The organism is Streptomyces sp. NPDC058534 (assembly GCF_042717365.1).
GTDB lineage: Bacteria > Actinomycetota > Actinomycetes > Streptomycetales > Streptomycetaceae > Streptomyces.
This window is the reverse complement of record NZ_JBHXNW010000015.1, coordinates 58,084-69,463: the sequence shown is the minus strand read 5'-3', so window position 1 is coordinate 69,463 and position 11,380 is coordinate 58,084. Positions and strand designations below refer to the sequence as shown.

The following is an 11,380-nucleotide window of genomic DNA, read 5'->3' as shown; positions in this document are numbered from 1 at the left end:
AAAAAAACTCATAAACCCGGGGCTGGTTCGGCGGGGGTTTGGTGGTGGTGGGGGCGCGGGGGGGGGCGCCCCCCCCCCCCCGGGGGCCGGCGGGCCTGGGCGGCCGCCCGGCTGCTCTGTTCAGTCCCGAGCGGCCGCAGGAACCGCGGCAGTCGAGGGGACTCGCCCGAGGGCGGTGACCAGGAGGGCTCCCAGGGCCAGCGCGCCGCTCAGCCACAGCACCGACCGGGTGCCGAAGCCGTCCACCACCAGCCCGCCCGCGAAGGCGCCCAGGGCGATGGCCCCGTTGAACGCCCCCACGAAGAGGGAGGTCACGCCCTCCCGTGCGTCGGGGGCCGCCAACGCAAGCCAGGTCTGGGTGCTCACCGACACGCCGCCGTACGCCAGGCCCCACACCACCAGCAGCACGGCAGCCCCGGCCGCGGACAACCCGAGCAGCGGGATCAGCAGTACCGAGACCGCCAGCGTCAGGCTGATCACCAGCAGGATGCCCCGCACCGGGCGCCGCCCCACCCGGGCACCGACCGCGAAGTTGCCCGCGATGCCCGCGATTCCGTACACCAGCAGCAGGGTGCCGATCATCGAGTCCTGCACGCCGGAAACGTCCTCCAGCACCGGCCGGACATACGTGTACGCGGCGAAGTGGCCGGTCACCAGAAGGGCCACCACGGCGAGACCGCTGACCACCCGCGGGTTGCCGAACAACCGCATCACACCGCCGAGCGCCACCGCCTCCTCGGCGGGCAGCGGTGGCAGCAGGACGGCCATGGCGACGGTCACGAGCACGGCCAGCCCGGCGACCGCGAGGAACGCCTCGCGCCAACCCGCGAGTTCACCGATGTACGCACCGGCCGGCACCCCTGCCACCGAGGCGACGGCGATACCGCTGAAGATCATGGAAGTCGCCGGTCCTATGGACTTGGCCTGAACCAGCCGGACCCCGAGACCGCCCGCGAGCGACCAGACGCCGCCCATGCCGACACCGATCAGGACACGGGCGACCATCATGACCGCGAAGTTCGGTGCCCAGGCGGCCAGCACGTTGGCCGCCGCCAGCAGCAGCAGCAGGGAACAGAGCACCAGACGCCGGTCGATCCGTCCCACCGCCGAGGTGACCAGCGGTGCGGAGAACGCGCCGACCAGACCGGTGACGGTCAGCGTCAGCCCAGCCGTACCCTCGCTCACGTCCAGGGAACCACTGATCGGAGTGAGCAGGCCCACCGGCAGCATCTCGGACGTGACCACGGTGAACGTGCCGGCCGCCACGGCCACCACCGCGGGCCATCCTCGTTTCTCTGACCCCCTCGGCGGGGGCGCCGTCGCGGACAGGTCGTCAATTTTCGCCATGCCTCAAGCCAACTCGGCCGCCCAACGCGGAACAAGCGCGAAGTTCTCATGCTTCCATGAGGTGGGCTAATCGAACGAAGCACGTACCGGCGGACGAGCGGCGCCCGCCGCACTGGAGGCATGACCATGACCATCACCGGGCCAGGGGCCGGAGAGCGCAAGCCCACACCGACGGGTACCTTGGAGATCCGTGAGCTGGAGTGCTTCCTGGTCCTCGCGGAGGAACTGCACTTCGGACGGACGGGGGAGCGGCTGTACGTCTCCCAGGGCCGGGTCAGTCAGCTCATTCGCGCCCTGGAGCAGCGGATCGGCGCCCGCCTGGTGGACCGTACGAGTCGGCGGGTGCGGCTGACCTCTCTCGGCGAGGACTTCCTCAGCGCCCTGCGCCCCGCCTACGCCGCCCTGCGCGCCACCGTCGACGACGCACGCGCGTCGGCGCTCGGCGGCAGCGGCCCCCTGCGCATCGGGTTCCAGGGTGTGGCGGGGTACGGATTCATGGACGTGGTCAGGGAGTTCGAGGACCGGTTTCCGGGCTGCGAGACCCGGATCACCGAGCTGCCGCTCTCCGACCCCTTCGGGGCGTTGCACCGGGACGAGGTGGACACCGCCGTTGTCCTGCTGCCGGTCCGGGAACCGGCACTGGTGCTCGGGCCCGTCTTCTCCCGCCAGCCGCAGTACCTGGCCGCCTCCCACCGGCATCCGTTCGCCGACCGGACCGTCCTGGACGCCGAGGAGCTGGCCGGCGCGCCGCTCGTGGGGGTGGCCGCACCGGCACCGGACTACTGGCGCGAGGTTCAGGCGCCCACCCGCACCCCGGCCGGCGCGCCCGTGCCGCAGGGCCCGGCCGTCGGCACCCTCCAGGAGGGCCTGTCCCTGGTCGCCGCGAACCGGGGGGTGATGCTGCTCTGCCACCCGACCACCCAGTACCACCACCGCCGGGACGTGGTCTACGTTCCGGTGACCGGGCTGCCCGAGTCCGCGCTCGGCCTGGTCTGGCACGGCGACCGCGAGTACGCCCGGGTCCGCGCCTTCGCGGACGCGGTGGCCGGCGACCTGTCCAGGCTGGGCCTCTGAGGCGACGGCCGGGGCGGGCGGGCACGACCCCGACCGGGGCGGCCTCTCCCGGCGAGATCGCAGGCCGGGCTGGCCTGCGATGTCCCACGCCAGCTCGTCGGCGGTCACGCCCCACACCGGCGCGTCGGCGCGTCGACGCAATCGTGGCGCCCGCGGACACCGCCCGCTCACCGTATGGTGCCGGCGGGAGGGTGCCGACGGCTTCTCGGACCGCGTCAGGGGCGCCGACCAGGCACGTTCTGCGGCCGGGGGCGCACCGCGTCGGCGCGCCCCGAACGCCTGTACCCGACTCCGCTGCTCAGGCCTGCACCACCGGCTCCCGGGTGAAGAGCGCGCCCAGTTCCGGAGCGTTGACCCGGCGGTCCGCCAGGCGCAGGCCCTCCCAGATGGTGACCTGGTTCGCCGTCAGGACCGGCTTGCCCAGGTCCTTCTCCAGGGCCGGGATGTGCGCCGCCGTGTGCAGGGCGGTGTCCGGCAGGAGCACCGCCTCCGCCTCCGGGCGGTCGGCGGCACGGGCCAGCGCCAGCACCTCCGCCTCGGTCCAGGTGCCGACCTCCGCGGCCGTGATGATGCCCGACCCGACCACGTCGACCACCTCGATGCCGGCGGCCCCGAGGAACTCCGCGAAGAGCTGTGCCACGTCCTGCGGATAGGTCGCGCCGATCGCGACCCGCCGCGCCCCGACCTCCCGCACCGCGTGCACGAAGGCGAAGGAGGTGGACGAGGCCGGCAGACCCGCCGCCTGGGCCAGGCCGCGCACCTGTTCCTGCGCGCCCGCCCAGCCGTGCACGAAGCTGCCGCTGGTGCAGGCCCACACCACGGCGTCGGCGCCGGCCAGCCGCAGCTCCTCGACGCCGGCCGCGAGCCGCCGCGGCGAGCCCATCTCCAGCAGCGCGTCCACCCGGTGGGCGTCCTCGCCGATGTCCGTGTGCACCAGGTCCACCCGGATGTCGCTGCCCAGCAGCTGCTCGATGCGTGGATAGTCGTCCTCGCCGGAGTGGCCCGGGTACAGGAATCCCAGTGCTGTCATGTCCACCCTTCCTGCTGCTGTTCGGTGTCCGGGCCGTCCGTGACGCCCGGGATGTCCGCCACTGCGGGGCCGGTCGGTCCCGGCACCGCGGGGCCGGTGCGCGCCGACGGATCGGTCAGCGCCTGATACGGCCCCACGGCACGGGTACCCAGTCGGCGCAGCGCCGCCCACATCGTCACTTGGTTGGCCGAGATCACCGGGATCCGCAGCTCGGCCTCCAGCTGCGGGATGACGTCGTAGGTGGGGAGGTTCGTGCAGGAGATGAAGAGGGCGTCCGCCGTGCCCTCGCCCGGTACCGCCTGGCGCGCCATGTCGGCCACGTCGCGGTACGGCACCTTCCAGATGTGCCGGGTCAGCCCCATGAAGGCGCAGCCGGTGACCGTCACTCCGGCCTCGGCGATGTACGCCTCCAGCGACCGGGTGACCGACACGGTGTAGGGCGTCACCAGCGCGAGCCGGCGCACGCCCAACTCGGCCAGCGCGTCCAGCAACGCGCCGGAGGTGGTCACGGACGGGACGGCGCCCGCCCAGGTCATCGCCTCGCACATCGCCCGTTCGCCGGCGACGCCGCCGACGAAACTGCCCGAGGTGCAGGCGTAGGCGATGACCTCGGGGGCGATGGCGTTGAGGGTGCGCACCGCCTCGCCGAGGGTTTCGTGCTCGCTGACCATCCGCGCGAGGTCCAGACTGACCTCGACGGGTACGAAAGGGGTCCGCGTCATGTGCAGCGAGACCTCGTCGGGCACCCATCGCCACAGCTCGCGATCGAGTGCGAAGTCGAACGGGGCGACCACGCCGACCCCGCGTTGCGGAGCTGGTCCGCCGAGAAAGGAGATGTCCATGGCACGCACCGGCCTCACACTGAGGAAGGAGAGGGCAACGCACCGTTACGCACGGCCGTGTTGACGAAGGTAGGTTCTGGTGCGAGCGTGGTCAATCCGCCCGCGTCACTCCCAGGTCAACAGCCGGTTAACTTCCGCGTCAACACCTGAACCGCACCCCGTTCCCCGTACCGGAGACAGGCCTGCCGATGACCACGCCCACGCTCCTCGTCCTGGACGCCGAACCCCTCCCCCGGCTGGGCCGGCTGACCGGCCGGGCCCGGATCGAGCACACCGACGCGAAGTCCCTCGCCGAGCGGCTGCCGGACGCCGACGTGCTGCTCGTGTGGGACTTCACCTCGCACGCGGTGCGCGAGGCGTGGCCCGGCGACGGCCCGCGGCCGCGCTGGGTGCACACGGCGAGCGCCGGGGTGGACCATCTGATGTGTCCGGAGCTGGCCGATTCCGAGACGGTGGTGACCAACGCGCGCGGCGTCTTCGACCAGCCGATCGCAGAGTACGTCGCCGCGCTCGTCCTGGCGATGGCGAAGGACCTGCCGACGACACTGCGGCTGCAAGGTGAGCGGACCTGGCGGCACCGCGAGTCGATGCGGGTGGCCGGAACTCGCGCCTGTGTGGTCGGTTCCGGGCCGATCGGGCGGGCGATCGCGCAGACGCTCAAGGCGCTCGGCATCACCACCGCGCTGGTCGGCCGCACCGCTCGCACCGGTGTCCACGGGCCCGGCGAGCTGGACCGGCTGCTGGCCCGCGCCGACTGGGTGATCGCCGCGGCGCCGCTCACCGACGACACGCGCGGCATGTTCGACGCCCGGCGGTTCGGGATGATGCAGCCCTCCGCCCGGTTCGTGAACGTGGGGCGGGGTCAGCTGGTCGTGGCGGACGACCTGGCCGAGGCGCTGACCAGGCGTTGGATCGCGGGTGCCGCGCTGGACGTGCTGAGCCGGGAGCCGCTCGCGCCGGAGAGTCCGCTGTGGCGGGTCCCCGATCTGATCATCTCCCCGCACATGAGCGGGGACACGGTCGGCTGGCGGGACGAACTGGGCGCACAGTTCGTGGATTTGTTCGAGAGCTGGGCGGCGGGCCGGCCGCTGGCGAACGTGGTCGACAAGAAGCGCGGATACGTGCCCGGACACTGACGTCCCAGGAAGCGGGAGGGTGCATGACGGACCTCGACCTCACCGAGCTGACCGCTGTACAGCTGGTCGACGGTTATCGCAAGGGTGTCTTCAGCCCCGTCGAGGTGACCCGGGCGGCCCTGGACCGGGCCGAACAGATCCAGCCGGAGGTGAACGCCTTCGTCCGGCTGACCGGCGAGGAGGCGCTCGACCGGGCCCGGCGGGCGGAGGAGCGGTGGCGGCGCGGGGAGCCGTGCGGGCGCCTGGACGGGGTGCCGGTCACGGTGAAGGACATCCTGCTGACGCGCGGTCAGCCCACCCTGCGCGGCTCCCTGGCCGTCTCGCCGGACGGCCCCTGGGACGAGGACGCGCCCTCCGTCGCCCGGCTGCGCGAGCACGGCGCGGTGTTCCTCGGCAAGACGACCACGCCCGAGTACGGCTGGAAGGGCGTGACGGACTCGCCGCTGTCCGGCATCACCCGCAACCCGCACGACCCGGCCCGTACCGCGGGCGGCTCCAGCGGGGGCGCGGCGGCGGCCGTGGCGCTCGGGGCGGGGCCGCTGGCGCTCGGCACGGACGGCGGCGGGAGCGTGCGGATCCCGGCGTCCTTCTGCGGCGTATTCGGCCTGAAACCGACGTACGGGCGGGTGCCGCTGTACCCGGCGAGCGCGTTCGGCACCCTCGCGCACGTCGGCCCGATCACCCGGGACGCGGCGGACGCGGCGCTGCTCCTTGACGTCATCGGCACGCCCGACGCCCGGGACTGGTCGGCGCTGGGGCCGGCCCCCGGGTCGTACACCGAGGCGCTGGCCGGCGGGGTGCGGGGGCTGCGGGTGGCGTACTCGCCCTCGCTCGGCGGGCAGGTGGCGGTACGCCCGGCGGTGGCGACGGCGGTCCGGCGGGCGGTGCAGCGGCTGGTGGACCTGGGCGCGTACGTCGCGGAGGTGGACCCCGACTTCACGGACCCGGTGGAGGCCTTCCACACGCTGTGGTTCAGCGGGGCGGCACGCGTGGTGCAGCATCTGCGGGCGGGGCAGCGGGAGCTGCTCGACCCGGGGCTGCGGGAGATCGTCGGGGCGGGCGCCAGGTACTCGGCGCTGGATTACCTGGCCGCGGTGGACGTCCGGATGGAGCTGGGCCGCCGGATGGGCCGCTTCCACGAGGAGTACGACCTGCTGGTCACGCCGACGCTGCCGATCACGGCGTTCGAGGCGGGCGCCGAGGTGCCGAAGGGCTCGGGACACCGGCGGTGGACGGGGTGGACGCCCTTCACCTACCCCTTCAACCTCACCCAGCAGCCGGCGGCGTCGGTCCCGGCGGGCACCGACGGGGACGGCCTCCCCGTCGGCATCCAACTGGTCGCCGCCCGCCACCGAGACGACCTGGTCCTACGCGCGGCACACGCGCTGCAGGGGGCGGACCCGACGTAATCCGGGCCGGGCGTAACCCGGGCCCGGCGTGATCCGGGCCCGGCGTGATCCGGGCCCGGCGTGATCCGGGCCCGGCGTGATCCGGGCCCGGCGTGATCCGGGCCCGGCACGAGCGGGGCCGCCATGAGCGGGGCCGGCATGAGCTGGGCCCGGCCCCCTCGACGCGTAACACCCGCACGAGCCGGGCCACACGCCCCGCCGGGACGCACAACACCACACGGGCCGGGCTACCACGCCCGGCCCGGACGCGTGGCACCCCACGAACCCGCGCGCGGGGAACCCGCCCACGGCAGGACCACGCCGCAGGCACGGGACAGGCCACCGGCCGGGCAGGGAACCGAACCCGGCCCGGGCCGCACAGCCGTCCCACAAGAACCCACGCCGCGCCCCGCACGAAGGCACGGCAGCCTCACCCGACGGGCGGGACCACGCAGCAGGGCCGGGGCGCGGCGCCAGCCGGGCGGGGGGACCGAGGCCCACCCGCCGGGGGAGGAGACGCCCGGCCGACGGGGGCCGACGCCCGCCCGACGGGGGCCGACGCCCGCCCGGTGGGGGGCCGATGCCTGCCCGGCGGGGGCGCCCCGGCACGGCCGCACAGCCCCCCGCCCAAGCCACGACGCAGCGCCCCACGAAGCCTCGGCGCCCCCGCCCGACGGCAGAACCACGCCGCAGGCGAGGGGGCCGGGGCACCCGGCGGGGGTCCGGGGGCGCCCGGGGGGGGGTCCGGGGCGCCCCGGCGACGGACCCCCGCCCTCCCCAGCCCAACCGCCGGAGGCCTACGCCCGGCGGAAGCCGAGGGTCTCCCCCGCCGCTCCCGTGCGCCACAGGTCGTTGCAGGCTTCGGCCATCGCGGGCAGGCCCTCGACGATCTGGCCCCAGACGGTGCCGGGGACCCAGCCGACGTCGGCGTTGAGGAGCAGGTTGTTGCGCTCGTAGAACAGGGCGAGGTCGACGAGGGTGGTGCCCGGGCGGACCTCCCGGTCGTAGCCGTACGCCTTGGTGCCCAATTCGGCGCCGGCGAAGGCGAAGTAGCACAGATCGCCTGGAATGGGCGTTACCGTCGGATTCTCCAGTGGTGGCTCGGATGTCGCGAAGGGCGCGAAGAGGGCGTAGATCTCGTTGCGCGCGTATTTGGCGTGATACACGTCGCTGCCGAGGGGGAGGGCGTCCCAGACGGCCTTGCAGGTGATCGGGGCCCGGTCGTCGAGCAGTTGGGCCGTGCAGGTGATTCCGCGCTTGACCAGCGAGACTTCGATGTAGCGATCAGCCATGCCTCCATGGCAGTGCCCCGCGGCCCCGGGGTCAAGGGCGCCGGGCCGAGGTATCGGACTGAAAACGGTCGGCATAACCCTTCCCCCATCGGGTAGCTGCGCGCCCATGGCTCCACCACACAGAACCCCGCCATGGGGTATATCCGACCAAAGGTCCAGGACAGCCGGGCCCACACGCCGGTCGCTGCTCGCGGGGGTCGCGGCGCTCGGCGCACTGGGGGCGGCCGGCTGCTCGCGCGTGGCCACCGCGTCCGACGTGGAAGGCGGTGACCTTCTCGACCGGCTCAAGGCACAGGGCGTCGCCCGGCTCGGCATCGCGGGCGAGATCCCCTTCGGGTACATCGACAAGAACGGTGAGCTGACCGGCGAGGCACCGGAGCTGGCGAAGGTCATCTTCAAGCGCCTCGGAGTGGACCGGGTGCAGCCGGTGCCGACGGAGTTCGGCTCGCTCATCCCGGGGCTGGCGTCACAGCAGTTCGACGTCGTGGCGGCCGGCATGTACATCAACCCCGAACGCTGCCAGCAGGTCATCTTCTCCGACCCCGACTACCAGATGCTCGACGCGTACATCGTGCGCAAGGGCAACCCGCTCGGGCTGCGCAACTACAAGGACGTCGTCGAGAAGAAGGCCAAGTTCGCGACCGGCACCGGCTACGCCGAGATCGCCTACGCGGTGGAGCACGGGTACAAGGAGGACGACATCCTGATCGTCCCCGACCAGGTGGCCGGCCTCAACGCCGTCGAGTCCGGGCGCGTGGACGTCTTCGCGGGAACGGCGCTGACCGTCCGTGAAGTGGTGAAGAAGTCCAGCAAGGCCGAGGCGACCGAGGCCTTCTCGCCCATCATCGACGGCAAGCCGCACGTCGACGGCGGTGGCTTCGCCTTCCGGCCGAACGAGACCAACCTGCGGGACGCCTTCAACGTCGAGCTGCAGAAGCTCAAGAAGAGCGGCGAACTGCTGCGCATCCTCAAGCCCTTCGGTTTCACCGAGAACGAGATGACCGATCTGACCGCGAAGGAGCTGTGCGGCGGATGACCTCGGGACTGTGGGAACTCGTACTCCAGGGCGTCTGGGTCACCATCCAGCTGCTCTTCTTCAGCACGCTGCTGGCGACGGCCGTCTCCTTCGTGGCCGGCATCGCGCGCACCCACCGGCTGTGGGTCGTCCGCTTCCTGGCGGGCGTCTACACCGAGGTGTTCCGCGGCACCTCGGCGCTGGTGATGATCTTCTGGGTGTTCTTCGTGCTGCCGCCGGCCTTCGGCTGGCAGCTGGTGCCGATGTGGGCGGGCACGCTGGCCCTGGGCCTGACCTACGGGGCGTACGGCTCCGAGATCGTGCGCGGCTCGCTCGCCGCGGTCGACCCGGCGCAGCGGGAGGGCGGCATCGCGCTGAGCTTCACGCCCTGGCAGCGGATGAAGCTGATCATGCTGCCGCAGGCCGTGCCGGAGATGATCCCGCCGTTCTCCAACCTGCTGATCGAGCTGCTCAAGGGCACCGCCCTGGTCTCGATCATGGGCATGGGCGACCTGGCGTTCAGCGGCAACCTGGTGCGGCTGGCGCTCCAGGAGAGCGCGGAGATCTACACGTACATCCTGCTGATCTACTTCGTGATCGCGTTCCTGCTCACGCGGGTGATGCGCGGCCTGGAGAAGAAGCTGAAGGCGGGCGTCGGGAAGGCACCGAAGAAGAAGGCGGCCGCGGTGCGCGTGCCTGAGGGAAGTGGTGTGTCGTGAACTGGGACTGGAGCGCGGTCTCCGACTTCATGCCGCACTTCTGGGACGGTCTGCTGGTCACCCTGCAGATCCTGGTCCTCGGCTCGCTGGTCTCGTTCGGCCTGGGCCTGGTGTGGGCGCTGCTGATGCGGGTGCCGAGCCGCTGGGTGACCTGGCCGGTCGGGGTGGTCACCGAGTTCGTCCGGAACACCCCGCTGCTGGTGCAGCTGTTCTTCCTCTTCTACGTGCTGCCCGAGTGGAACATCACCTTCTCGGCGCTCACCACCGGTGTGGTCGCCATCGGCCTGCACTACTCGACGTACACGATGCAGGTCTACCGGGCCGGCATCGAGGCGGTGCCGGTCGGCCAGTGGGAGGCCGCGACGGCGCTCAACCTGCCGCTGGCGCGGACGTGGACGGCGGTCATCCTGCCGCAGGCGATCCGCCGCGTGGTGCCCGCCCTCGGCAACTACGTGATCTCCATGCTCAAGGACACGCCGCTGCTGATGGCGATCACGGTGCTGGAGATGCTCGGCGAGGCACGGCTGTTCTCGCAGCAGAACTTCCAGTTCACCGAGCCCCTGACGGTGATCGGTGTGGCCTTCATCATCATCTCCTACCTGGCCTCCCTTGCCCTGCGAGCCCTGGAGCGACGCCTTGTCCACTGACACTCTTCCCAACCCCGAGAAAAGCCCCGAGCGGGGCGGCTCCGAGCTGATCCGCCTGGAGCGGGTCACCAAGCGGTTCGGGGACAACACCGTCCTCGACAACCTGGACTTCTCCGTGGACGCGGGCAAGCACGTCACCCTGATCGGGCCGTCCGGCTCGGGCAAGACGACGATCCTGCGGCTGCTGATGACGCTGCTCAAGCCCGACGAGGGCACGATCACCGTGGACGGGCAGAAGCTGTTCCCGGCGACCGAGAAGGAGCGGCGGGAGGCGCGCAAGCAGATCGGGATGGTGTTCCAGCAGTTCAACCTGTTCCCGAACATGACGGTGCTGCGCAACATCACCGAGGCGCCGGTCACCGTGCTCGGCCTGTCCAAGGACGAGGCGGTGGAGCGGGCCAAGGAGCTGCTCGACATGGTGGGCCTCGGCGACAAGTGCGACGCCCACCCGGCCCAGCTCTCCGGCGGTCAGCAGCAGCGGGTGGCGATCGCCCGGGCGCTGGCCATGCGGCCGAAGGTGCTGCTCCTCGACGAGGTGACCTCGGCGCTCGACCCCGAGCTGGTCGCGGGCGTCCTCGACCTGCTCCGGGACATCGCCCGCACCACGGACATCACCATGCTGTGCGTGACCCACGAGATGAACTTCGCCCGGGACATCTCGGACCAGGTCCTGATGTTCGACTCGGGCCGGGTCATAGAGGCCGGCCCGCCCGAGAAGATCTTCAGCGAGCCGGAGCACGACCGGACCCGGGAGTTTCTCAGCGCGGTGCTGTAATTGCGCGGCGCGGCGGGCCCCCCCGCCCAGGGGGGGGGGGGGGGGGCGGCCCCCGGGCTGTTGCCCAGGGGCGGCCGCGCCCGCTCTGGGCCCCAAAAACCCGGCACACCCCCCC

The 11,380-nt window shown here is 72.2% G+C and carries 11 protein-coding genes; 7 read left to right on the top strand and 4 right to left on the bottom strand.

What is annotated here, in order from left to right:
• Positions 1 to 120 precede the first annotated feature (120 nt).
• Positions 121 to 1,275 carry an MFS transporter gene (locus ACFWR9_RS12195; RefSeq protein WP_383839536.1) on the bottom strand — a complete coding sequence of 385 codons (1,155 nt, stop codon included), beginning with the start codon at positions 1,273 to 1,275 and terminating at the stop codon, positions 121 to 123.
• A gap of 192 nt (positions 1,276 to 1,467) precedes the next feature.
• On the opposite strand from ACFWR9_RS12195, the gene ACFWR9_RS12190 reads away from it, so the two are divergent.
• Positions 1,468 to 2,421 carry a LysR family transcriptional regulator gene (locus tag ACFWR9_RS12190; RefSeq protein ID WP_383839533.1) on the top strand — a complete coding sequence of 318 codons (954 nt, stop codon included), beginning with the start codon at positions 1,468 to 1,470 and terminating at the stop codon, positions 2,419 to 2,421.
• Positions 2,422 to 2,719: 298 nt separating this feature from the next.
• Here ACFWR9_RS12190 and ACFWR9_RS12185 read toward each other — a convergent pair whose 3' ends face one another.
• The gene (locus tag ACFWR9_RS12185; RefSeq protein WP_383839530.1) at positions 2,720 to 3,451 is read right to left on the bottom strand and encodes a decarboxylase; all 732 of its coding nucleotides are present in this window, start codon (positions 3,449 to 3,451) and stop codon (positions 2,720 to 2,722) included.
• The gene (locus ACFWR9_RS12180) at positions 3,448 to 4,293 is read right to left on the bottom strand and encodes a decarboxylase (protein ID WP_383839527.1); all 846 of its coding nucleotides are present in this window, start codon (positions 4,291 to 4,293) and stop codon (positions 3,448 to 3,450) included. Before ACFWR9_RS12180 ends, ACFWR9_RS12185 begins: the two co-directional genes overlap by 4 nt.
• A 188-nt stretch (positions 4,294 to 4,481) precedes the next feature.
• Between ACFWR9_RS12180 and ACFWR9_RS12175 the strand changes: the two genes are divergently transcribed.
• Both ACFWR9_RS12175 and ACFWR9_RS12170 read left to right on the top strand, forming a co-directional pair.
• Complete coding sequence (locus tag ACFWR9_RS12175; protein ID WP_383839524.1) at positions 4,482 to 5,429, top strand: D-2-hydroxyacid dehydrogenase; 948 nt, start codon at positions 4,482 to 4,484, stop codon at positions 5,427 to 5,429.
• A 23-nt stretch (positions 5,430 to 5,452) separates the two neighbouring features.
• Positions 5,453 to 6,838: an amidase gene (locus ACFWR9_RS12170; protein WP_383839521.1), complete on the top strand. Its 1,386-nt coding sequence runs from the start codon at positions 5,453 to 5,455 to the stop codon at positions 6,836 to 6,838.
• 776 nt (positions 6,839 to 7,614) lie between these two features.
• Here ACFWR9_RS12170 and ACFWR9_RS12165 read toward each other — a convergent pair.
• Positions 7,615 to 8,109 (bottom strand): DUF3830 family protein, encoded by a 495-nt coding sequence (locus ACFWR9_RS12165; protein WP_383839518.1) that lies wholly within the window; start codon positions 8,107 to 8,109, stop codon positions 7,615 to 7,617.
• A gap of 106 nt (positions 8,110 to 8,215) precedes the next feature.
• On the opposite strand from ACFWR9_RS12165, the gene ehuB reads away from it, so the two are divergent.
• The 4 genes from ehuB to ehuA are packed head-to-tail and all read left to right on the top strand — an operon-like array spanning position 8,216 to position 11,265.
• Complete coding sequence (gene ehuB, locus ACFWR9_RS12160) at positions 8,216 to 9,145, top strand: ectoine/hydroxyectoine ABC transporter substrate-binding protein EhuB (RefSeq protein WP_383839515.1); 930 nt, start codon at positions 8,216 to 8,218, stop codon at positions 9,143 to 9,145.
• The gene (gene ehuC, locus ACFWR9_RS12155) at positions 9,142 to 9,843 is read left to right on the top strand and encodes an ectoine/hydroxyectoine ABC transporter permease subunit EhuC (RefSeq protein WP_383839512.1); all 702 of its coding nucleotides are present in this window, start codon (positions 9,142 to 9,144) and stop codon (positions 9,841 to 9,843) included. The genes ehuB and ehuC overlap by 4 nt, the downstream gene beginning before the upstream one ends.
• Positions 9,840 to 10,490, top strand: a complete 651-nt coding sequence (ehuD, locus tag ACFWR9_RS12150) for an ectoine/hydroxyectoine ABC transporter permease subunit EhuD (protein ID WP_383839509.1) — start codon at positions 9,840 to 9,842, stop codon at positions 10,488 to 10,490. The genes ehuC and ehuD overlap by 4 nt, the downstream gene beginning before the upstream one ends.
• The gene (ehuA, locus tag ACFWR9_RS12145; protein WP_383839506.1) at positions 10,480 to 11,265 is read left to right on the top strand and encodes an ectoine/hydroxyectoine ABC transporter ATP-binding protein EhuA; all 786 of its coding nucleotides are present in this window, start codon (positions 10,480 to 10,482) and stop codon (positions 11,263 to 11,265) included. Before ehuD ends, ehuA begins: the two co-directional genes overlap by 11 nt.
• Positions 11,266 to 11,380: the final 115 nt, after the last annotated feature.